We start from the raw sequence: 26,679 nt of genomic DNA on the forward strand, positions 1-26,679 counted from the left end.
GGTGAACGATGTGCATAAGGACCGTGTCATGCTGGACAAAAGCCACAAACCCACCTGGACTAGTTTCGAAGAGGCGACGAAAGCCGATTGGGATGCGGTCATGGAGTATGAAGAGGCGTACAATGCCGCTTTGCCCGACCGTATTCTGGACGCGATCCGGTCGCTGGACGAGGAGTGGACGCCATACCCTGTCAACCGCTATCAGCATAGTTTGCAGGCCGCGACCCGCGCCTATGAGGATGGGGCTGATGAGGAGCTGGTGGTCGCTGCCCTGATCCATGACACCGGCGATATCCTGTCACCATACAATCACGGTGAGCTGTCAGCGGCGATGATGAAGCCCTATGTCAGCGAGAAGGCCTATTGGATATTGAAACATCACTGCGTGTTTCAGGGTTACTACTACAACCACCACCTTGGCGGCGATCGAAACGCCCGCGACAAGTACCGCGACAGCCCGTACTGGGAAGACTGCCGCTATTTCTGCCATGAATACGATCAGAAGGCGTTCGACCCGAACTACCCGACCAAGCCGCTGGAGTTTTTCGAGCCCATGCTGCGTCGCGTATTGAACAAGGGCGAGGGGCATATGGAATTGAACGAGACTTCCGAAGGTTAACAGGACGCCATCAGCCGATAGACGATCTGCGCGACGGTGAAATCCCACGCCGCGTTGCCATCGGGGGCCAATTCGACCACGTCGAACCCCACGCATTTGCGGCCTTTAAGGGCATGTTCGACCAACCGCAGGGCTTGGTAGTAACCGAGCCCGCCCGGAACCGGGGTGCCGGTGGCAGGCATCAACGAAGGGTCCAGACCGTCCACGTCAAAGCTGACATAGACCAGCTCGGGGAAATCCTCGGGCAGGTCGACGGCGTGGATATTGCCTGTGACCAGCTCCTCGGCATCCACATGGAAGACGTGGTTTTTCAGACGGCTTTGCGCCTCTTCGGTGGAAAACGCGCGGACGCCGAATTGGGCCAGTTTGATGCCTTCTTCAGCCAGCAGATGCATAACTGACGCGTGCGAATGCTTCTCGCCCTGATAGGCATTGCGCAGATCCGCATGGGCGTCGATCTGGACGATGCCGACGGGTTGGTTCAGCGCACGTGCCACGCCCATCACTGCGCCGTAGCTGAGGGAATGCTCTCCGCCCAGCGTTACTGGCACTTTGCCTGCACGAATGGCAGCCTCGGTGCGTTGGGCAAGGCGTTCCATGACTTCAGGGAGGGCGCCTTCGCAATCCAGCGGGTTTTCGGTGAAAATGCCCTCGACGCAGGGCTCGGTATGGCCGGTGATACGCTCCAGTTCGTTGCTGGCTTCGATGATGGCTTCGGGGCCTTTGGCGGTGCCCGAACCGTAGGATACGGTGCGCTCCAGCGGCACCGGGATCACGCGGAACCGCGCGTCTTCGGTGCGCTCGGACGTGGTCAGTTCACTGTCGAGGAAAATGCTCATGAGAGGCGGTCCTTAAAGTCGTCATAGCCGAACTCTTTGATGATCTTAAGCGTGTCCGTTTCGCTGTTCCACAGGGCGATGGTCGGCAGGGGCACCCCATTGAACGTGTTGGTCTTGACCATCGAATAATGCGCCTGATCTAGGAAGGCAAAGCGCTGACCTATCTCCAGCGGTTTGTCCCATGTGTAGTCGCCGATAACGTCGCCTGCCAGACAGGAGGGGCCGCCGAGGCGGTAGGTATGGCCTGCATCTGCCTCGTCCATCAGGGCAGGGCGATAGGGGGCCTCGATCACGTCGGGCATGTGGCAGGTGGCCGAGATATCGGTGATGGCGAGATTCATGCCATTGATGGGCAGGTCGAGGATTTCACCGATCAGAATGCCCGCGTCCAAAGCGACGGCTTCGCCGGGTTCGAGGTAGATATCGACGTTGTACGTTTCGCGGATGGTCTTGATGAATGCGATCAGCCCTTGGCGGTCGTAGTCATCGCGGGTGATGTGATGTCCGCCGCCGAAATTTAGCCATTTGAATTGGCCGAGGAAGGGTTTGAGTTTCGGTTCTACGGCTTTCCATGTGCGTTGAAGCGGCTCGAATCCCTGTTCGCAGAGCGTGTGCATGTGCAGCCCGTCTACACCGGTCAACGTATCTTCGGTCAGCTGGCTGACGGGCGTTCCTAGGCGCGAGCAGGGCGCGCAGGGGTCGTATTTGGGGATCTCGCCTTCGGAATGCTCCGGGTTGATGCGCAGTCCGACCTGAACGTTTGCGGCTTGGGCTTTCGTGAGAAACCGGTCCTTTTGCGCGGGCGAATTGAAGATGATGTGGTCCGACAGCGACAGGATTTCTTCTATATCTGCGTCTTTGTAACCAGCGCAGAAGGTAGCGACTTCACCGCCATATTCCTCGCGGCCGAGGCGGGCCTCGTAGATGCCACTGGCGCAGGTGCCGCCGAGGTGCTGGCGCACCAGCGGGGCGAGCGAGAACATGGAGAAGGCCTTGAGCGCGCTCAGGACATGCGCGCCAGATTGTGTGCCGATATCGGAGAGGATGCGCAGGTTTCGCTCGATCGCCTTTTCGTCGACCACGAAGCAGGGAGTGGGGACGCGGCTGAGGTCGAAATTGCGAAAGGCACCGGCGTCGCCGGCTTGGGTGGTCATCATGTCGGACATGTCAGGCGTCTCCGATTGTGGAGAGGCCGGGGGGCCAGCCCCCCGGTCCCCCCCGAGGTATTTTTAGCCAGATGAAGCAGGGCGGCCGTGGGGGCCGCCCGCGCGGATCAGAAGGTGACCGGGCCGTCGAGTTCGTGGACCTGCCACGGCAAGCCGTGGGTGTTCAGCATGTCCATGAAGTCATCAGGATCGAGCTGTTCCATGTTCCAGACGCCGGGCTCGGTCCAGTTGCCTTTCAGCACCTGGGCCGCGCCGATCATTGCTGGAACGCCGGTGGTGTAGCTAACGGCCTGGCTGCCGACCTCGGCGTAGCACTCCTCGTGGTCGCAGATGTTGTAGATGTAGAAGGTCTTTTCGCCTGAGCCATCCTTGGCCTGACCTGTGGCGATGTCGCCGATGCAGGCTTTGCCCTTGGTTTCCGCGCCCAGATCGCCGGGATCGGGCAGCAAGGTTTTCAGGAACTGGATCGGGATGATTTCCTTGCCGTCATGCATCACCGGATCGATGCGAGTCATGCCGACGTTTTCCAGCACTTTGGCGTGCATGATGTAGGCGTCGCCGAACGTCATCCAGAATCGGGCGCGCTCGATCTCGGGGAAGTGGGTGCTGAGGCTCTCCAGTTCCTCGTGATACATCAGGTACATGTTCTTTGGGCCGATGGCGGGGAAGTCGAACTCGACCTTATGGGTCATGGCGGGGGAGTGTTTCCACTCACCACCTTCCCAGTGGCGGACTTCGGCCAGCACTTCGCGCAGGTTGATTTCCGGGTTGAAGTTGGTGGCGAATTCCTGATCGTTGCTGCCGCCATTGGCGTCCAGAACGTCGATCTGGCGGATCGTGTCGAGCTTGTGTTTCTTCAGCCATTTGGCGAATACGCTGGTCACACCCGGATCGAAGCCAGACCCGAGAATGGCGGTCAGGCCGGCCGCTTTGAAGCGCTCCTGATAGGCCCATTGCCAGTGGTATTCGAACTTGGCCTCGTCCTCGGGCTCATAGTTCGCGGTGTCGATGTAGTGGATACCGGCCTCAAGGCAGGCATCCATCAGCACCAGATCCTGATAGGGCAGGGCGAGGTTTACGAGGATCTCGGCCCCGGTTTCCTTGATCAGTTTGACCGTGTCTTCGACCTTGTAGGCGTCCAGTTCGGCGGTCTTGATCTCGACCCCAACGCGTTCTTTCACGGCTGCGGCGATGGCATCGCATTTCGATTTCGTGCGGCTGGCGAGAGTGATCTCGGTGAAGATGTCCGAGTTCATCGCCATCTTGTGCACGGCGGCGTGGGATACGCCGCCTGCGCCGACAACCAGTGTTTTGCCACTCAAAGTTCCCATGGGGGTCGTCTCCTCTCAGGGGGTTATTCGTAATAGGTGTAGCCGTTGATGGAGTCGCGATACGCGCTCATCAGGGTTTTGCGGTCTTTGGCCATCAGAGTACCGGTCGAGATCGCCTCGTCCACCATTTTGCGGAAGGCGGCGACACAGTCTTGGGGGTCGAACTCGACATAGGACAGGACCTGACTGATCGTATCGCCCTCTTGTTCATGCAGCAGGTCGAAGCCACCATCGGCGCGCAAGTCGATTGTGACGACGTTGGTGTCGCCAAACAGGTTGTGCAGATCGCCCAGCGTTTCCTGATAGGCACCGACGAAGAAGACGCCCATGAAGTACTCACTGTCCTCGGGCAGGGAATGCACCGGCAGGCTGGGCGAGACGCCGTCGGCCAGAATGAACCGGTCGATCTTGCCGTCACTGTCGCAGGTGATGTCGCTCAGCGCCGCGCGGCGGTCCGGCGTTTCGTTCAGCCCTTGCAGCGGGACGATTGGGTGAAGTTGGTCGATGGCCCAGACATCGGGCAGGGATTGGAACAGCGAGAAGTTGCAGTGGTAGATATCAGCCACTTTCTCAAGCTGGTCGTCCACATCCGTGTCCAGTTCCTCACTGGCCGCCAGCGCCTTGAGGCGGGCCATCAGCGACAGGTAGATACGCTCGGCGCGGGCCATCTGGCGCAGGTCGACATAGCCGCGGCGGAACAGGGCGCGCAGCTCGTTTCGGTAGAAAGTGGCGTCGTTCCAGCATTCCTGCAGGCGATCGCTACTGAGATATCCGTGAACGGCGGCAAGGTCGGCGACCAAATGGTGATCGTCGGGTTCAACTTCGGGGCCGGTCGGTGCATCGTAGAGGGTGCTCTCAAGCACGTTGAAGACCAGCATAGACGAGGTCGCCACCACGGCGCGCCCGCTTTCGGTGACCAGCGTAGGGTGCGCAATTTCGGCCTCATCCATGGCATAGGCAACGGTTTCGACCACGTTGGCGCAGTATTCCTCAACCGTGTAGTTGATCGAATTTTCGGCGGCCTTTTTCTCACCGGTATAGTCCACGCCCATACCACCGCCGAGGTCCAGGTGGGTCAGCGGTACGCCCTCGCGCGTGAGTTCGGTGTAATACCGGCACGCCTCGCCCACGGCGCGGCGCACGTCGTTGACGTCCTGCACCTGCGATCCCAGATGCGAGTGCTGTAGCTTCAGGCAGTGCAGCAGCCCTGCCGCCTTCAGCTTGTCCACGGTGGCGACCAGTTGGTCGGTGTTCATGCCAAAGGCCGAGCGATCGCCGGAGCTTTCTTCCCATTTGCCGCTGATCTGGTTGGTCAGTTTCACCCGCACGCCGATCAGGGGTTCGATGCCCAGCTCGTTATAGACCTCGATCACCGTGTCCGCCTCTTTCGGGCTTTCCAGAACGATGACGGTGTTGAAACCGATCTTGCGGGAGAGGATGGCCAGTTGGATGAATTCGGCATCCTTGACGCCGTTGCAGACGATCAGCGCCTCGGGGGCCAAACGATGGGCTAGCGCCACGACCAGTTCGGGCTTCGATCCGGCTTCAAGCCCATAGTTGTATTTCTTGCCGAACTCGACGATGCGGTCGACCACCTGTGCCTGCTGGTTGACCTTGATCGGAAACACGCCGCGATAGGGGCCTTTGTAGCCCACGCGTGCGATGGCGTCGGCAAAACTTTCGTTCAGATGCGCGATCTCATGTTCCAGATAGGAACTGACCCGCAGCACCATCGGCGCCTTGATCCCCCGGTCATCCAGATCGGCCAGAATACCCGGCAGGCTGATCGCAGCCGCGTCGGGGACCAGTGGGTTTCGCAGGCCGATCTCGCCCTGCTCTGTAACCTCGACAAGGCCCTTGCCCCATTTCTCAACTCCATAGATGGAATGCGGTGCGTCGGGCGTCTGTTTCAATCAAGTCAGTCCTTTGATCCGTGGGGGTGCGGTTTTGCGCCTGCCCATACGGCAGCAGTTTGATTCGTCCAAGTGTAATCTATGTGACGGGAAGTAACGAAGTTACGCGCAAGTGCCGACCGGGATCAAGTGATTGTCCCAATGGCAGTCTGGGTGGGCTGAGATGCGGACTGAGGAGGTGAAGGCTCCGATCTGCCCGGTTCCGGTGGTAAAGACAAATCCCGTGGGGCCGGGGCCGATGCCGCAGACATCCTCAAGAGTGAGAGCGGCGGTCAGCGCGCCGGTAGTGACGTCGAATTGATGCAACGCATCGCCGCGCGGGCATGTGATGGCGACGCTTTGGCCGTCTCTAGTAAAGGCGATGCTGCCGGCGTAGCCCTGAAGCGTGTTCTGGTCGGCTGCTGAGGCGGCCAACAAGAGGGGGTCCTCGCCGCGCTGGTGTAGACCCAGTAGCGGAGGATGCTGCGTCCTGTCCCCCTGCCATTGCATCGCAAACGCCACCACCCCATCAGACCGCACCGCCACATGGCGGATCGAATTCTTGTGCAGCGCTCTTGGCAGCGTGACCTGCTCTAGCACCGTGCCCGCCAAGTCCAGATAGGCCAGGCTTGGCTGCATCACGGGTAGGTTCAGCTTGGTGCGCCCCGTCTCGGGGTGGGTTTCTATCCCGCCATTTGCCACGACCAGCGTCTTGCCATCAGGCATCAGGCGCACGTCGTGCGGACCAACCCCGCCCGAGGGAAACTCGCCTTGTCGGGAATATGTCGCCGTGTCCCAGACGCCGATCAGACCCGTGCCCGCCTCATAGTCGTTTTCGGTAGTGAAGAGTTGCGAGCCATCCGCTGAAAACACGCCGTGGCCATAGAAATGGCGACCTTCGGGTGCTTTCAGCCGAGCCATCTCAGCACCTGCCGCGCAGTCGATGACCACAGCGAAAGTACCTGGTCGTCGGGCAAACGCGACGGCCTGCGCGCGGGATGGGTGGGCAGCTGCAGCATGGCCACGAGCTGGCAGCGGAAGGGAAAACTGAATGTCACCGTCTACTGCTAGCCCGACAAGCCGGTAGGAGTCGTCTGGAAAGAGCGCAGCGGCTAGAAAATCAGGCGCGCCGACAGCTGCCCAACCGCGCATCGGGACGAGACCTGTAGCCACCAGGCCGGCCAGAAAATGACGTCGGTTGGTCATCTGTCAATCCCCGTCCAATGAGTTGAACCCGGCGCTGATACCCAAAGTCGGGCCTAGCCGAGTTGCGGCAATCTGACGGGAATCTTCGATTGACTGCTGCAGAGCCTCGATACGAAGCCGTCCTTGCGGTGACGACACTCTGTCAAGTGTCGGATCATCCAAGGATTGTGCGCGGAGGATTGCTTTTTCGAATGCACGATTGAGATCGGCCGAAATTTCGGGGTGGTTTGCGGATAGATGTTTCGCCAGGTCTTTCAGTGCGATCAAAGATAGCTCTACGTGCCTCAGCGAGCGGCCAGAGCGACGTGCCTCGGCGCGCTTGGGACGGGGTCGATCGAAAGTCCCCATCGGACGCCCCAAACGTGTTTGGGCGGTGAATTCCAGCCCTGTGACCAGCGATTTAAATAACTCTTGCAGGGCTTCGTCATCCGAGCGGTAAGGGCTGTCGGCACCTGGCTGGGACAATGATGGCGCGTAAACTTTCCATTCTTCCGACATGGCGTTGGCATTGCTGTTGATGTCAATCGTGATGGCACGAATGAGCGCGCAACGATAAACCTCGGTACCCTGGTCCGAAAACTGAGGTTCGAAAATCATCTGTTCCAAAGCAAAAAATCCGCGACCGGCGATCGAGGTTTCAGCGAAGAGTTCAGGGGTTTCGACAGCAGTGTCCTCCGAAGCAATCAGCCCGGACAACGCTTTGGCTGTGAACCCCTTGGTGTCGGGCCAGAAAGCCAAAGCAAACGCACGATCGTCCACTTCGGATGGACCAAACCTAAGGTGGCTGGCGGAAATCCATTTGTCGAAAGCAGCGTGATAAGCGGCGCGCAGTTCAGACGATTCAGATGTACAATCGGCCTGCGCTGTTGCGGACAGCACAAAGGTCCCCTCTGACAATTCAGAAAATCTGGGCAGTATGTGTTCTTCAGTCACATCCGCAAGAACTTGCCCACGATCCTGTGCCGACACCACTGCAGGCAGACATATTGATAGGGCCAAAGCGAATTTACGCATCATAGACTCTCTAGAAAGCGGATCAGGGCGTCGCGATCGGGTTTTGGCATGGCAACAACTGTGTCACGAGCGGTCTGTGCTTCCCCTCCGTGCCACAAGATCGCTTCGAGCAGCGAGCGTGCGCGCCCGTCATGCAGAAACTGGGTATGACCCGAAACCTGTTGTGTCAGGCCCACTCCCCACAGAGGAGCAGTGCGCCATTCCCGGCCTGTGGCCCGCGCTTCGGGGCGGTTGTCGGCCAAACCTTCGCCCATATCGTGCAGCAACAGATCGGTGTAGGGCCAGATCAATTGGAAACTGTGCTCGGGGCGGTCTTCCAAGCGGTGAGTCACATATGACGGGGTGTGGCACGACGTGCATCCCGTTTCGTGGAACACCTGTTTTCCGCGGAGAACTTGTGGATCGTCCAAGTTGTGACGCTCGGGCACCCCCAGATTCCTGCTGTAAAAGGTGATCAGGTCCATGCCTTGCTGGTCGATCTCGAAAGTGCGGTCGTCGCCATCGCCATGCGGCGCCTTCACGCAATTCACCTGCAATTCAGTGCAATCGCCGTGGCCAGCAGGATAAAGCGGGCTTGAAATTCCGATATCTCCGGCAAAGGCCGCTGCCGATTGCTCCATGATCGTGGGCATTCCGGCCTTATGGCCAAAGCGGCCCATCATGGGCTGCGCATATTCTGTGGCCCAAACGATATTGGGTCGCCCGGAAATGCCGTCTCCGTCTGCGTCGTCGGGATCGGCCTTGGCCAGTAGGTCTTCGACCGGAATCGCTTCCAGCAATCCCAAGCCGATCATTTGTGGCGCGACCCGCGGGCTAAGCATGGCCTGAGGGTGTAACGGCCCGTAACCCAGATCTGCGGCGACATATGTCGGCTTGCGCAGCGTGACAGTTTCGCCATCTGCAAGCGTAACGAGGACGTCCTCATATGTGATGTCCAGCCGGTATTCTGCCGGATGGCCGGGCAGTGCCAGATCCTGCATCTGCCCGCCATAGTTTGGTTCAGGTTGCGTGGCGATGTAATCTTCGATCTCGGTAGGGTTGGCCCCGCCGGGGATCGATATGCGCAGGAACATCGACACGGCACTGTCATTCAGCCCATTTGGCGTATGACCGCGCCCGTCTTTGATGTGGCATCGCTGGCACGACCGCGCATTATAGAGCGGGCCCAGCCCATCTGACGCCAATGTCGATGACGGAGAGGAGACCCAGAGCTTTTTAAAAAGCCCATTGCCGACCTTGAAGTCCAGCTCCTGTTCGAATTCCAGATTGCCTGACGGTTGCGAAAACGCGTCCGCATCCGTGCGCAAACGAACAGTCGCCGCCCCTGCGGGCAACTCTTCGAACTGTTGCGGTGCGCTGAAATCTTCAGGCGGGGCGGTCACTTTGGCGATCCGCGCGGCCTCGTCTTCGGTTCTCGGCAGAAAGTTGAGGTGAAGGTCCTGCAATTCGCCGGACAGTGAGGGGGTGGCCGCCAAAGCCGCCACCGCCAAGATCGAAAGTTTACTCGCCTTCGTCCATTTTCGATGCGTTGAGATGCGCATAATTGGCTTCGCCAATCCTTTCATACAGATCAAGCTGCGTTTCGAGGAAGTCGATATGACCCTCTTCGTCGCTGATCAATTCTTCAAACAGGGACATGGTTACGTAGTCCCCGGCTTCGCGGCAGTATTCGCGGGCCTCAACATACAAAGCGCGCGCGTCGTGTTCGGCGGCCAGATCGCATTCCAGCGTTTCTTTGGGCGTTTGTCCGATCCGGAGAGGGTCCAGCTTTTGTAGGTTGGGGTGGCCTTCCAGAAAGATGATCCGTTCGATCAGCTTGTCTGCGTGGCCCATCTCTTCGATGCTTTCCTCGCGGCTTTTCTTGGCCATATGGCCAAGACCCCAATCTTCCTGCAAACGGTAGTGCAACCAATACTGGCTGACCGCTGTCAGCTCATGCCGCAGGGATTTGTTGAGGTATTCGATTACTTTGGGGTCGCCCTTCATCTGCACTCTCCTGTGATACTTCGCTGCGCAACGCGCGAAGTTGCATGGGGACTTCCAGCTTATCGCTGGAACGCATCGTGTCTAGGAAAAGTGGCATGCATCCGCCACAATCCGCTGATTTTCCAAGGGCATGATAGATTTTGCCCGGGGTGATCACTGCATGGGGGTCCGACGCGCGCATCCAGTCGATCGCGGCATGGATTTCGGTGTCCGAGATGTTCGTGCAATGGCAAACGATCATGGCAAGATGCCTTAGGCTGCTAATCTGACTATAATAGTAGGTTAATTGACGGAAGTCCTGCGTCATACTGTCATTCAGCTCTCAAAAGCCCGAGAGGCGGCGGTGAGCCGCCTCTCGGCCAAGGTCACTGAAATACTGCGTTCGGGTTATCCAGACTGTCCGAACCTTCGATGCTGATCTGATCCAGCTCCAGCGTCGTAACGATCCGTTCGATCGTTTTGGTCTGGTCGACCAGACCGTTCACGCCGCCCATGATCAAAGCTTCGCCACCTTCGTTGCCGCGTTCCAGCATCTGGTCATATGCAAAACCGGCTTCAGCAGTCGATTTGATCAGGCCCAATGCCTGCATGGTGTTGGCCAGCTTAACCTTCATCTCAGCGTCCAGCGCCGGGTCGGTCGCGGTGACCAGATCGGACAGTGATGCCCCTGAAATCGGAGTTCCATCGATCCGGGTGTAGCTGCCCAGATAAACGTTCTGGATGCCCAAGCCGTCGTAATAGTGGCTGTTATGGGTGTTGTCAGAAAAACAATCATGCTCTTCTTCCGGGTCATTCAGCATCAGGCCAAGACGCATCCGCTCGCCCGCCTGTTCGCCATAAGACAGCGAACCCATACCAGTTAGAATTGCGCTGACACCTGCAGCTTCGTTTTCGGTCAAAGCAACGCGCGCATCACCACCTTCGGCCCACTGGGTTGCCATCCACTCCAGATCGCTGACCAACAGGTCGGTGGCTGCGCTTAGGTATTGACCGCGTCGGTCGCAATGTCCGCCGGTGCAGTCGTCACCTTGGGCATAATCGGTCCACGGACGGTCACCTGCGCCAGCATCATGGCCGTTCAGGTCCTGACCCCACAAAAGAAACTCGATCGCGTGGTAGCCAGTGGCCACGTTTGCCTCGATCCCGTCTGCTTCGTGCAGGGTTTCTGCCAGCAATTCAGGTGTGATTTCCGATGCGTCGATTGTTTCGCCCGACAGCGTAAAGCTTGGATTGGCGATGACGTTCAGTGCTGCAAGCTCGTTTTCATCCGACGGCCCGCCGTGGGCGGCATCGACATAGTCGATCAGACCTTCGTCCAGAGGCCACGCGTTCACCTTGCCTTCCCAGTCATCAACAATCGCGTTGCCAAAGCGGTAGACCTCGGTCTGTTGATAGGGAACACGGGCGGCGATCCATACCGCGCGGGCAGTGTTCAGGGTTGCATCTGACGGGTTGGCAATCAGCGCGTTCACTGCAGATTGCAACGTCTGGGCTGCAATCAGGCTGTCTTGATACTTGGCTTCGGCAATATTGGCGTAAGTGGTCAGAACATCAGTTTTCGCCGGGGCAGCGACCGCAGAAACGGCGCAAAGTGTCAGGGCGCTTGTGGTTGCAATCAATCTGGTCATTGGGGGCAGGTCTTTCATCTCAGAAATTCAGGTCCGGCGCCACGAAAGCGTCGGCTGCCTGATAACTGAGTGAATTAGTCGACTATGTCAACCTGAGTTTTACTGTCAGGTATTTGGGTGTGGAGACTTCCCCAAATATAGTGGGCTTCCATCTTCAAGGCCGCACCTGTAGGAGGTACTACCAGTTTAAGTTAAAGTTAGTTGATTGGTTTTTTTGTGCGTAGGATTTGTTTTTCGACTGTTTTAGCGGCACTGTCGTTTTTATTTTTCAGCCAGGCTGGTCCGGCAACAGCGTGGCGCGATAGAGAGCCGAGTGGTGAAGCAGTTCACTCTGGTTCCCGCCTTCTGATATCCATGACAGTCGCCACTTTTGATGTGCTAGGGGACGTCTCCGCCAGTGGGGTTGCAGACGACAACGCGCTGATCGCTCGGGCGATCTCGGATTTGTCAGACCCTCATGGATTTTTGGGCCTTCCGGTCGAGGCCGAGTGTTCAGTAACGTCTGCGCGTGTGGTTCTTTCGGGTCACGGGCTAGGTCGCGGGACCTTGGTGGCCGGTGATGTTTTGGATTTGAAGTTCGAAGCGAAATATGAAGTTGCGTGTCAGGATGCAGCTGTGTTGAAGCGCCTTGGGGAAATTCTTACCCCTTTTGCCAACGCTAAAGGTTTCAGCATCCATATGGCAGATGCGGGTCTATCCTTGCAAAGCTCCTGAAGTGCGGGGCCAAGCTGGGCGTCAGGAATTACTTCGCCCGGCTCGGTCTTTAAAGGTAATGCGACTCCAGACGCAGTCATGATCCGAGAGTGGCTTTCCATCTTTTGATATGGACGTCACGATACCTGTCTCTAACGGGGTCAGTTTCCGACCAGCCAGCCAGTCCAGTTTCATCTGACGTTCGGGATGCGGCGTGATAAGGCTGGGGCGTGTGGTGAAACCCGGCGCGGTGAAACCCCAATCATAGCCCTGAGATTCGGCCAATCCGAACAGGGTTTCGTCCCTCCAATCAAAGGCGGGGGGTATATGATTGCCGGTGTTCAGGTCTCCTCCGATCAGAACGGGCAGACCGGGCGCGAATTCGTCTATAGCTCGCAACAGCTTCTGGAATTGACCGAAACGATGCGCAGCATCAGCATTGCTTTCCAGATGTGTGGACACCAGGCATACAAGCCCGCGGCCGTATGGAACCACCGCAGCGATCGCCATGCGACCTCCGATTCTTGGCTGCTCTGGGTCAGCGGCACCGGAATCGGTGCAGAACCAGTGTCCGTGATCGTCCAGCCGGATAAGCGCCGTACGTTCGAACGGAACCGAGGACAAGATCGCGTTGCCATGCCAACCGAGAGAATTGGTAGCGTCCGTGCAATAGGCGCGTTCGGTTGCTCCGCCCAAACCAAGCTCGTGAAACTCGACCCCGAAAGCATAGGTCATGCCAAGTGCGCTCGCCATTGCCTCGGTCGTGTGCCGTTGCGCCGTGCGGGCCATGCCGTGGTCTACTTCGGACAACAGAACGACATCAGGAGAGACACTTTGCAGATGCGCGGCCGTCTCTTCCGGAAACAAACAGCGCTCAACGTTCCAGGCGGCGGCCGTGAATTCTGACGGCAACTGGTCTGCCTTAGGTGTTCCACCCACCTGGACAGCATTCAATGCCGGAAGATCACCAAGCAAATGACGGTGTGTTTGCGCCGTGCGATCTGCCGACAGGATTGCGGCCCGCTGGTTCGGTGAAACCGCAGGTAGCGTCGCAAGGGTTTGAGTAATCACAGTCGCAGCCCCGTATCCTTGTCGAACAGGCGCAGTGCTTCGGGCTTCAACTTGATCCGTGTTTCACCTGTATGGGCTGTATCTTCTTTACCAATCATGACCGAGAACGGCTGGTCATCGATCCGCCCATGCAGCAGGCGATGAGCGCCCAATTCCTCAAGGATATCAATGTGAAACTTCACCTGGCCTTGGGCGTCTAGCTCTACATCTTCGGGGCGTATGCCCATTGTGATCGGGCCGCTAAGCGCCTCAGGGGCGACCATTAACGCGTCATACCCATTTATTTTGACCTGTTTCTGATCGATTTCCGCCCGGATCAGGTTCATCGGTGGTGCCCCCATGAACGAGGCCACGAAGGTCGAGGCGGGGTTGTGGTAGATTTCCGACGGCGTACCGATCTGTTCGATCCGGCCCGCGTTCAGGACGATGATCCGGTCGGCCATCGTCATCGCCTCGACCTGATCGTGGGTCACGTAGACGGCTGTGGTGCCAAGGCGGCGTTGCAGGGCCTTAATCTCGATCCGCATCTGGTTGCGCAGCTTAGCGTCGAGGTTCGACAACGGTTCATCAAACAAGAACAGCGCCGGGTCACGCACTACGGCACGGCCCATGGCGACGCGCTGACGCTGACCGCCCGACAGCTGCGCTGGTTTGCGGTCCAGATACTCGGTCAGGTTCAGCATCCGGGCTGCGTCTTCGACCTTGGCCGCGATCTCGGAGGCCGGGGTGCCGCGATTCTTGAGGCCATAGCCGATATTCTTGCGCACCGTCATATGCGGATATAGCGCATAGTTCTGGAACACCATCGCGATGTCCCGGTCCGCCGGATCCACGTCATTGACCACCCGGTCGCCGATCTTCAGTTCACCTTCGGTGATCTCCTCCAACCCCGCAATCATCCGCAGCAGGGTGGATTTGCCACAACCCGAGGGGCCGACCAGCACGACAAACTCGCCGTCCTGAATGGTGAAGCTTGTGGTCTGAACCGCCTGAAAGCCGTTGGGATAGACCTTGCGGATGCCCTCTAATGAAACCTGAGCCATGCGCGTATTCCTTATTTGTCGGATTCTGTGAGGCCCTTAACGAACCAGTTTTGGAAAAAGACGACGATCGCCACGGGTGGGATCATCGCGACAATGGCTAGTGCCAATGCCTGCCCGTGTTCTGGGATCTGACTATCAGTGTAGGACAGCACGATCTGTTTGATGCCCCGGACCAGGGTGAAAAAGCTCTCATCCGTCGTGATCAGTGTCGGCCACAGATATTGGTTCCAGCCAAAGACAAACATGATGATGAAGATCGCAGCGATCATGGTCCGGCTAAGCGGTACAAGGATATCGACAAAGAACTTCCATGGGCCTGCGCCGTCAATCCGGGCGGCCTCGGCCAACTCCTCAGGGACGGACATGAAGAACTGACGGAAAAAGAACGTGCCGGTTGCGGATGCGATCAGCGGTACGATCAGACCGGTATAGGTGTTTGTCAGGCCCAGTTTCTGGATCGCCTCGTATGAGGGCAAGATGCGGACTTCAAGCGGCAGCAGAAGCGTGGTGAAGATGACCCAGAAAGCCAGCGTCGCGAACCGCAGACGGAAATAGACGATGGCATAGGCCGCCATCATCGAAATCACGATTTTGCCCACCGCAAAGCCGATGCCAAGGATGAACGAGTTCATCAGCATCAGCGTGCCATCCACCGTCTGGGTGAACCCACCCTTTTCGAACATGGCGGCATGGAAGTTCTTGCCCAGATCGTCGCCCAGCGTCAGCTGCAACCCCTCGCGGTGGATCGTCACCGCATCATGGCTGGCTGTGGTCAGCGCCAGCAGCGGTGGTATCATCATCAGCAAAGCGCCTAGGATCAGGACGATGTGATCGCCGATCGCGCCCCATTTGATGCGGCGGGGACGATGGGTTTCAACGGGAGTTTCGAGTGTTGTCTCAGCCATGTCCAAAGCCCTTACGTATAGTGAATCCGGCGTTCCACCAGCCGGAACTGAAACACGGTCAGCAAAAGAACCAGCACCATCAGGATGACCGATTGCGCCGATGATCCGCCCAGGTCGTTGCCTCGAAAGCCGTCCAGATAAACCTTGTAGACCAGCGTCATCGGGTTGTTGCCCGGCTCGCCCTTCATCAATGCATCGATGATGCCGAACGTGTCGAACAGGGCGTAGGTGATGTTGATGATCAGCAAGAAAAATGCGGTGGGGGCCAGCAGCGGGAAGGTCACCTGCCAGAACCGTCCGGTGGCGGATCGGTTGTCGATCATCGCGGCCTCGCGCACCGATCGGGGGATGGATTGCAGGCCCGAGAGGAAGAAGATGAAGTTCACCGGGATCTGCTTCCATACGGCCACGATGACCATGGCGGTTGCAGTTGCGTTGTAGTCCACGCCCAGTTTGAAATCCCACCCGAACATCTGAAAGAACTTGGTCAGCGGTCCGGTGCTTTGATCAAAGAACAGGATACCCATGAAGCCGGCGACCGGCGGCGCGATGGCATAAACCCACATCAGCAGCGTGCGATATGTTTTGGCGCCTCGGATTACCTTGTCTGCCTTCACGGCCAGCAACAGCGCGATGGCCAGAGAGAAGAACGTCACCAGAACCGAGTAGATGATCGTAAATCCGGCGACACGCTTGTACTGGTCGTTGCCCACAAGCGACGTGTAGTTCTCGCCACCCACAAAGGTCGAGCCAAACCCGAAAGGGTCCTGCAGATAGAATGAGGATTGCAGTGCCCAGCCCGCAGGCCAGTAAAAAAAGATGGCGATGATCATCAGCTGTGGCAGCAGTAGCGCCACAGGCAGCCAGATATTGTCGAAGCCCGCACGTTTCATTGAGTGGTCCAGTAAGAAAAAGAGCGATGGCCGCGCCGTGACAGCGCGACCATCCCTGGGGGTGATACGGGTGCTTAGCCCTGGGTCTTGGCGAAGCGGGCCAGCAGTTCGTTGGCTTCCTCTTCGATGGTTTTGAACGCGGTTTCCACGTTAGTCTCACCTGTCAGGATACGGCCATATTCGCGGTTCATGATGTCGCGGATCTGAACGTAAAAGCCCATGCGGTAACCCTTGGTGTTGTCGCCAGCCTTGTCTTGCAGCTGGTTGACGCCAACTTCGGCAGCCGGGTAACGGTCATAGTGGCCGTCTTTCTTGGCAACTTCATAAGCGGCCTCGGTGATCGGCACATAGCCGGTTTCCTGATGCCAGAAATACTGGGTTTCAGGCGCGGTCAGGAAGCGGAAGAATTCGGCCGTGGCTTTGTTCTCCTCGTCCGATTGGCCGGACATGGCAAACAGAGCGGCACCACCGATGAAGGTCTGTGTGGGCTCGGCGGTCACTGCTTCCCAATAGGGCAACTCGGTCGCGCTGAATTCGAACGGCAGATCTTTCTGCAGTAGGCCGCCGAACGAGCCCGAAGAACCCAGCCACATGGCAACTTTGCCTTCCTCGAACGGCTTGGCGTTGTCGCCCCAGCCGGTGCCGTACCATTCGAACAGACCGTCGTCTTTCCACTCGGACACAGCGGTGAAATGCGCTTTGATGGCGTCGTTGTTCACCAGGATCTGCGTGTCGGTGCCGTCATAGCCGTTGTTGTTGGTGGCAAACGGCAGGTTGTGGCGCGACATGAAGTTTTCGGTGAAGATCCAGGGCAGGTGCGACTGGCTCAGCGCGATGTAGCCTGCGTCTTTCAGCGCGGGGGCGGTTGTCGCCTGGAACTCTTCCCAGGTTTTCGGCGGGGTAACGCCCGCCGCTTCCAGCGCGTCCACGTTGTAGTACAGGATCGGCGTGGAAGAGTTGAAGGGCATCCCGATCATCTTGCCGTCGCTGTCGGCATAGAAATAACGCACACCGGCGATATAGTCGTTGATGTCGAAGTCGACGCCATTATTGGCCAGAAGGTCCTGAACCGGGATGGTTGCGCCCTTGGCTCCGATTACGGTCGCGGCACCGGCGTCGAACACCTGCATGACGTTGGGCTGTTCGCCCGCGCGGAAGGCGGCGATACCTGCAGTCAGGGTTTCTTCGTAGCTGCCTTTATAGACCGGAGTGATCTTGTATTCGTCTTGCGAGGCGTTGAAATCCTCGGCCAGTTTATTGACGGTTTCGCCCAGCTGGCCGCCCATGGCGTGCCACCATGTGATCTCGGTTTCGGCAAAGGCCGCGGTCGCGGAAAACGCGACAGCCGCAGCGGTTGCGCAGAATGTCAGGTTGGTCATGTCTCTCTCCGGTTTGGTGGTTCCCGCGCTTGCGGCCAACACACCAGTTCGCGGGGCTGGTGCCCCTTGCAGCATAAAAAAGCAGAGCAAACGGACACGGTCCGCTTGCGAATGCACAGTGTGTGCACACGTGGTCACATACGCAGTTCCTGTGACAGTTCGGTGAAAGATTTATTGCAATATTGACAAATTATATGGAAACGGAGGACAGCTTGGGGGTGGCTGACGACAACAGTAAACCTGCCGAAAGGCCCCGCCGTGTAACGGCGCAAACCGTCGCTGACGCCGCCGGGGTTTCGCGGTCTGCCGTGTCGCGCGCGTTTACTCCGGGCGCGTATCTTGATGCGGGTAAGCGCCGGAAAATTCAAGACATTGCGACACATATGGGGTATCAACCAAATGCGTTGGCCGCAGGGTTGAAGGGCGGACGCTCGCATCTTGTGGCGGTGTTTATTGGCAATATGCGCAGCGCGTATGACTCGGAATTCGTGCATCGCTTGGTCGGTCGATTGAATGCTTTGAACAAGTGGCCGGTCCTGATTGATGGCGAAGATGATCGGGCCGGCTCCGCCATCGACCAGGTGCTCCGCTACCCGCTGGACGCTTTGATTCTGCGCGGCGGCAGTATGCCTGAGTCGGTAGTGACGCAATGCAGTAAATTCGGCGTCCCAATGATCTCATCAGGGCGCATCGTAGATGCATTGGGCGTAGACAATGTATGCTGCAGAAACGCGCGAGGTATGCAGATAGCGACTCGGGTTTTGGTTGATCGCGGTCGTCAACGATTTGGCTATATCGCGGGCGCAACAGGGTTTGGGTCCTCCGCTGACCGCAAAGCTGGCGTGACGCAAGCGCTGAGGGATGCCGGTCTTTCTTTGGTGGCAGAAGAGGTCGGAGAGTTCACAGTTGAAGCAGGATACCGTGCAGCGATGAGGATGCTTGAAGCCCACCAGCTGGACACGTTGATTTGTGCCAATGACGCAAGCGCCATCGGTGCCCTGACAGCGGCGCGAGAACTTGGCTTGGATGTCCCGGGATCTTTATCGATTGTAGGCTTCGATGACATTGAAATGGCGGGCTGGCCTATGTTTAACCTCAGCACAGTAAACAATCCAATTGACGAGGCTGTCGAGCAGGTCATCTGGCTGCTAGAGCGGCGTCTCGCCGACCCGGCAAAAGAAAGTGAGACAGTGTTGATTGACCCCTTCTTCGTTCCGCGCGGGACACACTGAAACGTGTGGGAAGAAATGGTAGCGGAGGAGGGACTTGAACCCCCGACACGCGGATTATGATTCAGTCTGACTTGCCCCACACCACGCCACAAGCTGCCCCAGCCAACCACATTAACTATTTGGCTTTGTTAGGATTAAGGTGTGCAGGCGGACACATGCAGCCACAACGCGACACACCCAACCACAGGGTTGTTTGTCACCCATACGCTACCCAGTCCTGAAAGCGGACATTGATGTGCAGCGTGGCGAATGACCGCTCCGAGCCCAAAGCTGACCGGTTTAATTCCAGCACCAGCGCCTAAACGAATGATTGCCAATCGCCTAATGCAATTGAGCGTTATGTGAAAATTTCGTAAGAAAAGACCTCTAAATCTTCCTCAAAACCCCGCAAAGAATGCCGCCCCAATTTTTTCGGCTCTTCAGATACCAAGTTCACAAAATCGCCTGTTGCTAAAAGCCGCGCCTCCAGTTTTCGCGTCAGGCCCTCTAACCTGCTGGCTATCGCGACTGATGGGCCAGTTACCGTAAAGTCCAAGCGCTTTTCAGTACCAACATTCCCGTAGACAGCCGCCCCAGTGTGCAAACCAACCCCAAATTCAGCACGGTCTAATGGATCAAGTTCTTCATTCCTTTGGAACGCTTCACGCGCCGCGGACAGGGCAGCTTCGCACATGTCTTCGGGTAGTCTTCGTTGACCATCAAAAGGAAAGATCGCAAGCAATCCATCGCCAACGAATTTAAGAACCTCTCCGCCGTGATCGTGTACCGCCCCACCGACACAATCGAAGAATTGGTTGACCGTCGCGACATATTTTTCCGATGACAAGCGCTGGCTCAAAGCCGTAGAGCCGCGCATATCGCTGAACAAGAGAGCACAGTCAATTATGCTGACATCTCCCCGGGCTATTTGACCGTTCAGTACGGATCGACCGGACAACTTGCCTAGATAGACCTCCATCAACTCAGCTGCCAAGAACTGCTCCGACAATACACGCGCTGCACCAAGCAAAGGTAAAGATAGCCGCGACAGACCATCTACCTCACGGTCTGTGAAACCAGAACGACGCTTTGTAGCAAAAGACACCGACGCGCCCAAAGCCCACTCCATATCTCCGTCAAAGACAACGGTACGATTGCCGAATGGTGCACTGCATACGACATAGTCGGTGACACCTGCTTCAGCGAGTTTTCGGAAAAGCGGAAATTTGTTACGGGTCGCTTGGTCTGTCAGATTTGCTCGCATGAAAGGAAACTTGATTGTGCCGTTCGCAAGTCCATCCGCCAAGTCCCAAACTTCCTCATTAAAGTGCTGTTTCGCAATCTCATTGGCCAATTTCGAATTCTCTCCGAAGGGTGCTTTGTCGAAGAGATCAGCCGTTACTGAGCTGCGTGGAAGAACAGTCCATTCAATACGATGGTTCGATGCATCCCACGTTGCATCGAGCAATCCAATTACAGGGTGCATCATCAGGCGGCCCAAGGAAACACGCGTGACCGGCACGCCACCATCGATCAGTCTGTTACTTAACTGCTCGACTAGTCCACCAAGATCAGCATCAAAAAAGGCCAGCTTTTGCAGCCAATCTGCAATGCGATCGAAAACATCCGCCATAACTTACACCTCCACCATCATCTTGTTACAGCCGAAGGCTTGTGTCATTCGGTTTGTCTTCGAACGCTCAATTCTCTAGCGATGGGTTTGCAAATTCTCACGCGCGTTCGCTCGCGATATTGGCCAAAGCCCGTCAATTTTTCGGCCTTGGAAAAAGTGCCAGGCACAACAGTCGATAGAGAAACGTGACTATTCAACTTTAAAGTACTCTTTCCAAGGTCCTGTGCAGCGGTGCAACTAACGGCCGCTTTGTCCGCATAGTGGTCGTTCGAGGGACCTGCGGCGAATGTCTACTTCGAGCCAAAGGCGACTTATGTGATGAGCGCAGCATTAGTCGTTTGGGTGGGAACTTTGACCAACAAGCCTGTCTGGAACCTGCCAGCTTCGGTCTCGCAAAAAGTTCCCGATTGATGTTCTCGACCGGCAGTTGGTTCCGGATAGGAAGATCTGCGAACCCGAAGAAAAAGAAACTGGCCGCACCTCGCAAACCTGGCATGGCACCGGGACAACATATTTTGTCAAATGGTCGCCGAAGGTTCCGCTCCTTGGGAATAATTATTAACCTGCCAATATGAAAAACTTAATTTCCCGTGGCATATCAAGGGCCCTTGGCCGTGGCGGACCAAAGCCGCTTGAAAAGCCAGGGGCTATTCCGCCAGAAATTCAGAGTACTCAAATACCGCGGGAGCAATCCAAAATCTTGTCGCGCTGCCTATCGATTGATCTGGAAGTCGACCCCAAGGAAGCCCAGGTATTCGCCTTTGCAGCCGTGCCGGAAGGCGATGGAGAGGGGATTGTTCATCGAAAAGGCGACCTGAAAGCCGCGCTCGAAAAGCTCGACCTGTTTTGCGCCGGTTTCGCACATATCATTGGGCACAACATTCTGCGCCATGACCTGCCGCATCTCATGGCGGTCTCGCCGCGCTTCGCAAAGCTCGTGGACGGACCGATTGACACGCTGTGGCTCAACCCCTTGGCGTTCCCGCGCAATCCCTACCATCATTTGGTCAAGCACTACCGCGATGGGCGGCTTCAAAGTGGTCACGTCAACGATCCCGAGCTCGACGCGCGTCTTGTGTTCGAGGTTCTTCGCAACCAGATCGACGCCTTCGTCTCGCTCAACACGTTGTCGCCAGAGACGATGATGGCTTATCACTGGCTGTGCTGCCGAGGTCCCGGTAGCGACGGTTTTGATCGTTTGTTCAGCGACGTGCGCGGGGCGTCCATCCCGACGGAAGCTGAAGCGCGCGAGGCCATTCGAACGCTGCTAAAAGACGTAGCCTGCAGCGCGCAGGTGGACGCTCTGCTCGAGCGGCTCTCGGACACTGGGCTCGGTTGGCCGATGGCATATGCCCTTGCCTGGATTTCGGTCGCTGGTGGGGATTCTGTAATGCCGCCTTGGGTGCGGGCGCAGTTCCGTGACGCAGCACGGCTCGTCAAAGACCTGAGAGATACGAATTGTCGTGATCCGCACTGTGCCTATTGCGCAGAGCACAACGATCCCAGCCGTGCACTCGAACGCTGGTTCGGCTTTCCAAGTTTCCGCCCGGAGCCAGTCGACGAGGACGGACGCCCGCTTCAAGAAAAGATCGTGGCGACGGCTATGGAAGGCGACAACCTGTTGGGCATCCTGCCGACGGGCACGGGTAAATCCATCTGCTATCAGATCCCCGCGCTGTCTCGGTACGACAAGACCGGGGCCTTGACCGTCGTTATATCGCCGCTTGTAGCGCTGATGGCAGACCAGGTTCAGGGCTTAGTACGGGCCGGAATTTCCTCAGCGGTTACGATTAACGGGCTATTGTCTTTGCCCGAGCGTCAGGATGCGCTCGACAAGGTGCGGCTTGGGGATGCTGCGATCCTTTTGATTTCGCCTGAACAACTGCGCAGCACAACAGTTCGGGCCGTTCTGGCACAGCGCGAGGTGGGGCTGTGGGTGCTGGACGAGGCGCACTGCGTGTCTAAATGGGGGCACGATTTCCGACCCGACTATCGCTACGTTTCACGGTTTATTAAGGAAAGCTCAGGCGACGAACCGGCTCCGGTGCTTTGCTTGACCGCAACAGCAAAGCCGGACGTCGTGCAGGACATCCGCAGTCATTTCAAAGAGCGGTTGGGGTCCGAGCTGGCGTTAATCGACGGTGGCGCATCGCGGTCGAACCTGAGCTTCCAGGTGCTACCAACGCAGCGGACAACCAAGATGACCGATATCCTCGACACGATCGAGGCCCAGCTTCCGCGCGAGGGTGTGTCGGGGGCGGTTGTCTATTGTGCGACCCGAAACGCTACCGAGCGCGTAGCGGAATTCTTAAAACAACAGGGCATCGCCGCTGAACGGTATCATGCGGGCCTTAGCGCCGATGACAAGCGTGAGATCCAAGAGGACTTCCGCGTCGGCAATCTGCGCGTGATCGCGGCCACCAACGCCTTTGGGATGGGGGTCGACAAACCGGACATTCGTCTGGTGGTTCACGGGGACGTGCCCGGGTCGCTGGAAAACTACCTGCAAGAGGCGGGTCGCGCCGGGCGGGACCGCGAACCTGCAAACTGCGTCCTCTTGTTCAATACTGAAGACGTCGATCGTCAGTTCAGCCTCAGCGCGCGTTCTCGACTCGCGCGGCACGAAATCGGCGCAATCTTGAAGGCGCTTCGGCGCCTTGATGCTCGGACTGGAAAAGGTGGTGAAATTGTCGCTACACCCGGTGAGATCGTTCATGAGGAGAAAGAGCGAGATTTCCAGCGGGACAGCAATACCGACGATACGCGGGTAAAGACGGCCGTGGCCTGGCTGGAAGAAGCACACCTTCTGAACCGCGAAGAAAACCGGGTGCAGGTATTCCCCGCCTCGCTCCGTATAAGGAGCATGCAGGAGGTCCGCAAAATCCTTGCATCCGCCGAGATCACCGAACGGCGGCGCGAGGATCTGGCCGCCATCGTGCAGCATATCATCAACGCGCCGCAGGAAGAAGGCATCACCACGGACGAGCTCTGCGGCGCCAGTGGGCTTACGATGTCGGGCCTGCGCAAAGCCTTGGCGGACCTCGAGGCCCTGGGGATCGCAAAGGACGATACAAACATCACCATCTTCGTGCATGTGCGTGTCGAGAACGCCTCGCCGAAACGGTTCCAAGGGGCATCCCAGTTGGAAGCTGACCTTATTGCGACCCTTAGAGAGCAAGCACCAGACGCGGACATCAATGAGGCTTTGCCATGCCATCTGGCCTCAGTGGCGCAGGCCCTGCGGGAGCAGGGACACGCCTCCGTGCGGCCCGATATTGTCGAGGGGCTGCTCCGCGGGATTGCGCAGGATGGCCGCGACATGGATGGCGGCAAAGGCAATATCGGCCTGCGCAAGGTGTCCAAAGGCAGTGTCATGGTGCGAATGCAAAGATCATGGGGGGTAATCGAACAGACCGCTCAGCTTCGCCGGCAGGCCGCAGAGCGTTTGGTTTCTTACTTGATCAACAAGGTTCAGGCTGGCCTACGTGGGAAAGATGTTCCTGTCGAGACCACGCTTGGCGACCTTCTTGCAGCGATCAACAGCGATGCGCTGTTGCGGGCATCTGTCAATGATCCAGCAAAGCTGATGGACCGGGCGCTTCTGTGGCTGCACGAACAGCAGGTGGTGACTCTGGGCAAGGGATTGTCCGTGTTCCGCTCCGCCATGACGTTGCACATCAATCGGAAAGGCGGCACTTTTACCACCCAACATTTCGCGCCGCTCGAAGACCACTACACTGAACAGACCGTCCAGACCCACGTGATGGCGGCATATGCGAGCAAAGGCATCGACGATATCGATCAGGCCCAGCGGCTCGCGCATGACTATTTCGCAATGGATCAGTCCGATTTCATGAAAGCTTGGATGCCGGGGAAAATTTCGGAATTCAGACGGCAGGCAACGCCTCAGTCCTATGCCGAGATCGTCGACAATCTGGGGAATTCTACACAAGAGCAGATCGTGCGTGACGACCGCGAACAGACCAATGTGCTTGTCCTCGCGGGGCCGGGATCGGGCAAGACACGCGTATTGGTCCATCGCGTCGCCTATCTGGTCAGGATCAAGCGCGAGGATCCAAACGGTATACTGGTGCTCGCCTATAATCGTCACGCGGCGGCCGAGATCCGGGAACGCTTGCGTCTACTGATCGGCGAAGATGCTCGCTTCGTGACGGTCTTGACCATCCATGCCTTAGCCATGAGGTTGGTTGGCGCGAGTTTCGCCGGACGGGTGGCGGCCGAGGAACCTGATTTCGAGACGCTTCTGATCGATGCGGCACGTCTCTTGCGCGGCGACGGGCTGGACAAAATCGAGGCCGAAGCCTTGCGAGAGACATTGATCCAGGGGTTTCGATGGATTCTCGTGGACGAATATCAGGACGTTGGGCCCGAGGAATACGCCTTGATCGCAGCGGTGGCCGGTCGCAGTATCGACGACCCCGATCAACGGATCAGCCTGTTTGCGGTCGGCGATGACGACCAGAATATTTATGCGTTTGCCGGTGCATCGGTGCGCCACATCCGGCAATTCGAACAGGATTATTCAGCCAAGCCGGTCTTTCTGACCGACAATTACCGCTCGTCGAAAAACATCATCAGCGCAGCGAACGCCGTGATCGAAGGATCTCGGGAACGTATGAAAACAGGGCATGGGATTACCGTCGACCAATCACGGCAAAAGGACCCGGCTGGGGGTATCATGGAACGTCTCGATCCTGTTGCGCAGGGGCGGGTCCAAATCCTTGGCTGTCCGGCCGGAAATGACGCTCAGGCCCTTGCGGCAGTCAACGAGATGATCCGCCTGTCAAAACTGATACCGGATTGGAGCTGGAAGGGGGCGGCAATCATTTCTCGTGATTGGCGTAAGCTTCTGCCGGTTCGCGACTTTGCCGAGGCACATGGAATTCCCGTCGAAATGGCGAACGAAAACTTGCCAAGTGTTTGGCGTACACGTGAGATGCGGACGTTCATCGACGGCCTACGCGAGAGGCATACAGCCTTGGTCAGCTTAGGCGATCTTACGGAAACCCTGAATGCGATACCCACAAGCCGTTGGACTGACCGGATCGGCGAGGGACTTGGCCAACTTGCGCGTGAAGTTGATGGCAAAGCGCTCCCGAGCACTGACGTGATCGAATGGTTCGCTGAATGGTCGAAGGATTCATGGGGCGAGCAGCGCGGCCTCAAATTGTTGACGGCGCACCGCGCGAAGGGCCTCGAATTCGATGATGTCGTGATTTTGGATGGAGGTTGGGAACGGCCTTCACGAAACGAAGATCAGGACGCGCCGAGGCGATTGTTCTATGTTGCTATGACACGCGCGCGGCGTAATTTGATCGTCATGAGCAACGACAATCACGAATACCTTCCCAGCGTGTCGCCTTCCGTCGTCACGCGGCAAGTGGTGCCTGACTTGGGGACAGTCCCTGGCCCACGCCGGTTCTTTCAATCGCCCGAAATGAAGATGGTCGACCTGTCATTCGCAGGACGCCAAGGAGTTCGGCACGTTGTTCATAACGCGATCGCCGAAGCACAGGTCGGCGCGCCAGTCAGGCTCTCCAGTGTCGGAGATCGCTGGCAGATCGAGGATCTTCAAGGGCGGGCCCTCGGGCGGATGGCTAAAGCCTTCTCGCCCCCGATTGGCACGAAATTTGTCACCGGCGAGATTGCGGCCATCATACACTGGCGTAAGGAAGATGCCGATGAGAGTTTTCATCACCTGATGAAACGCGCCAATTGGGAAGTCGTGGTGCCTGAACTGGTATTCGAACAGGTCAAAGGGGCTGAAAGGGCATTCGGAAAGCATCAGAATGGCAAGTAAGGCGGTCAAGCCGTCGTTCGCTGCATTTGAAATAAAGAACTGCTCAGGGCCGTTATCACACGTCCTAACAAACTGTCTTATCGCAGCTATGTCCGCGCACCAGCCGTTGACCGCAATGCCGCTAGATGACCGCTTCGGCGCAATGCCCGCCACCTACACGACAACGTTTGGAGGCCCAAAAGCTTAGTCGGATTCCTTTGTGAGAAGTTCCATAGGCGTATCGAGATGTTCCAGTATTTTGGATTTTAGGCGGAAATTCCGAGCGCTTATCGCTTTCCGCTTATTCCAGATTTTCCATATTGCGCCTTATGCGTCTTAGATTCGGCGAAAACATACTTGAGCGGGAATT

20 protein-coding genes are annotated in these 26,679 nt (G+C 57.5%); 4 read left to right on the forward strand and 16 right to left on the reverse strand.

Features of this window, described 5'->3' with window-relative positions; translation table 11 throughout:
• Positions 1-28 precede the first annotated feature (28 nt).
• Entirely contained in the window at positions 29-619 is a 591-nt protein-coding gene (locus AC2FF7_RS02270; protein ID WP_480867049.1) for an HD domain-containing protein, read from the forward strand.
• Here AC2FF7_RS02270 and speB read toward each other — a convergent pair.
• The 10 genes from speB to AC2FF7_RS02320 form a co-directional block, all read right to left on the reverse strand.
• Positions 616-1,458, reverse strand: a complete 843-nt coding sequence (speB, locus tag AC2FF7_RS02275) for an agmatinase (RefSeq protein WP_496905129.1) — start codon at positions 1,456-1,458, stop codon at positions 616-618. The two genes, AC2FF7_RS02270 and speB, sit on opposite strands and share 4 nt — an antisense overlap.
• Positions 1,455-2,624, reverse strand: coding sequence for a carboxynorspermidine decarboxylase (gene nspC, locus AC2FF7_RS02280; protein WP_496905130.1), 1,170 nt, complete (start codon positions 2,622-2,624; stop codon positions 1,455-1,457). Before nspC ends, speB begins: the two co-directional genes overlap by 4 nt.
• Before the next feature lie 107 nt (positions 2,625-2,731).
• Positions 2,732-3,955, reverse strand: a complete 1,224-nt coding sequence (locus AC2FF7_RS02285) for a saccharopine dehydrogenase family protein (protein ID WP_496849888.1) — start codon at positions 3,953-3,955, stop codon at positions 2,732-2,734.
• A 23-nt stretch (positions 3,956-3,978) separates the two neighbouring features.
• The gene (gene speA / locus AC2FF7_RS02290; protein WP_496905131.1) at positions 3,979-5,868 is read right to left on the reverse strand and encodes a biosynthetic arginine decarboxylase; all 1,890 of its coding nucleotides are present in this window, start codon (positions 5,866-5,868) and stop codon (positions 3,979-3,981) included.
• A gap of 102 nt (positions 5,869-5,970) precedes the next feature.
• Positions 5,971-7,053, reverse strand: a complete 1,083-nt coding sequence (locus AC2FF7_RS02295; RefSeq protein WP_480867058.1) for a DUF1513 domain-containing protein — start codon at positions 7,051-7,053, stop codon at positions 5,971-5,973.
• Positions 7,054-7,056: 3 nt separating this feature from the next.
• On the reverse strand, positions 7,057-8,070 hold the full coding sequence (locus tag AC2FF7_RS02300; protein WP_480845532.1) for an imelysin family protein: 1,014 nt from the start codon (positions 8,068-8,070) through the stop codon (positions 7,057-7,059).
• Positions 8,067-9,608: a di-heme oxidoreductase family protein gene (locus AC2FF7_RS02305; protein ID WP_496905132.1), complete on the reverse strand. Its 1,542-nt coding sequence runs from the start codon at positions 9,606-9,608 to the stop codon at positions 8,067-8,069. Before AC2FF7_RS02305 ends, AC2FF7_RS02300 begins: the two co-directional genes overlap by 4 nt.
• A complete protein-coding gene (gene bfr, locus AC2FF7_RS02310; RefSeq protein WP_170751522.1) occupies positions 9,568-10,053 on the reverse strand; it encodes a bacterioferritin in 486 nt (161 codons plus the stop codon). Before bfr ends, AC2FF7_RS02305 begins: the two co-directional genes overlap by 41 nt.
• Positions 10,001-10,294 (reverse strand): (2Fe-2S)-binding protein, encoded by a 294-nt coding sequence (locus tag AC2FF7_RS02315; RefSeq protein WP_170724151.1) that lies wholly within the window; start codon positions 10,292-10,294, stop codon positions 10,001-10,003. The genes bfr and AC2FF7_RS02315 overlap by 53 nt, the downstream gene beginning before the upstream one ends.
• A 124-nt stretch (positions 10,295-10,418) precedes the next feature.
• Positions 10,419-11,681 carry an imelysin family protein gene (locus tag AC2FF7_RS02320; RefSeq protein ID WP_480867061.1) on the reverse strand — a complete coding sequence of 421 codons (1,263 nt, stop codon included), beginning with the start codon at positions 11,679-11,681 and terminating at the stop codon, positions 10,419-10,421.
• Positions 11,682-11,882: 201 nt separating this feature from the next.
• On the opposite strand from AC2FF7_RS02320, the gene AC2FF7_RS02325 reads away from it, so the two are divergent.
• Complete coding sequence (locus AC2FF7_RS02325; protein ID WP_496905133.1) at positions 11,883-12,395, forward strand: hypothetical protein; 513 nt, start codon at positions 11,883-11,885, stop codon at positions 12,393-12,395.
• Positions 12,396-12,416: 21 nt separating this feature from the next.
• On the opposite strand, the gene AC2FF7_RS02330 is transcribed toward AC2FF7_RS02325, so the two are convergent.
• From AC2FF7_RS02330 to AC2FF7_RS02350, 5 genes are all read right to left on the reverse strand, one after another.
• The gene (locus tag AC2FF7_RS02330) at positions 12,417-13,445 is read right to left on the reverse strand and encodes an endonuclease/exonuclease/phosphatase family protein (protein WP_496905134.1); all 1,029 of its coding nucleotides are present in this window, start codon (positions 13,443-13,445) and stop codon (positions 12,417-12,419) included.
• Positions 13,442-14,488, reverse strand: a complete 1,047-nt coding sequence (ugpC, locus tag AC2FF7_RS02335; RefSeq protein WP_496905135.1) for a sn-glycerol-3-phosphate ABC transporter ATP-binding protein UgpC — start codon at positions 14,486-14,488, stop codon at positions 13,442-13,444. Before ugpC ends, AC2FF7_RS02330 begins: the two co-directional genes overlap by 4 nt.
• 11 nt (positions 14,489-14,499) lie before the next feature.
• Complete coding sequence (locus AC2FF7_RS02340; protein ID WP_480867066.1) at positions 14,500-15,393, reverse strand: ABC transporter permease subunit; 894 nt, start codon at positions 15,391-15,393, stop codon at positions 14,500-14,502.
• An 11-nt stretch (positions 15,394-15,404) separates the two neighbouring features.
• Complete coding sequence (locus tag AC2FF7_RS02345; RefSeq protein WP_170353343.1) at positions 15,405-16,286, reverse strand: ABC transporter permease subunit; 882 nt, start codon at positions 16,284-16,286, stop codon at positions 15,405-15,407.
• Between the two features lie 74 nt (positions 16,287-16,360).
• Positions 16,361-17,665: an extracellular solute-binding protein gene (locus AC2FF7_RS02350; RefSeq protein ID WP_496905136.1), complete on the reverse strand. Its 1,305-nt coding sequence runs from the start codon at positions 17,663-17,665 to the stop codon at positions 16,361-16,363.
• 218 nt (positions 17,666-17,883) lie between these two features.
• Here AC2FF7_RS02350 and AC2FF7_RS02355 point away from each other — a divergent pair, with 218 nt between their 5' ends.
• A complete protein-coding gene (locus AC2FF7_RS02355) occupies positions 17,884-18,897 on the forward strand; it encodes a LacI family DNA-binding transcriptional regulator (RefSeq protein ID WP_480867068.1) in 1,014 nt (337 codons plus the stop codon).
• Between the two features lie 337 nt (positions 18,898-19,234).
• Here the strand turns inward: AC2FF7_RS02355 and AC2FF7_RS02360 are convergent, their stop codons facing one another.
• Positions 19,235-20,509 (reverse strand): adenylate/guanylate cyclase domain-containing protein, encoded by a 1,275-nt coding sequence (locus AC2FF7_RS02360; RefSeq protein ID WP_170355765.1) that lies wholly within the window; start codon positions 20,507-20,509, stop codon positions 19,235-19,237.
• A 676-nt stretch (positions 20,510-21,185) separates the two neighbouring features.
• On the opposite strand from AC2FF7_RS02360, the gene AC2FF7_RS02365 reads away from it, so the two are divergent.
• On the forward strand, positions 21,186-26,330 hold the full coding sequence (locus AC2FF7_RS02365) for a RecQ family ATP-dependent DNA helicase (RefSeq protein WP_496748832.1): 5,145 nt from the start codon (positions 21,186-21,188) through the stop codon (positions 26,328-26,330).
• Positions 26,331-26,679 lie beyond the last annotated feature (349 nt).

This window comes from Ruegeria sp. YTSC325 (assembly GCF_059609525.1).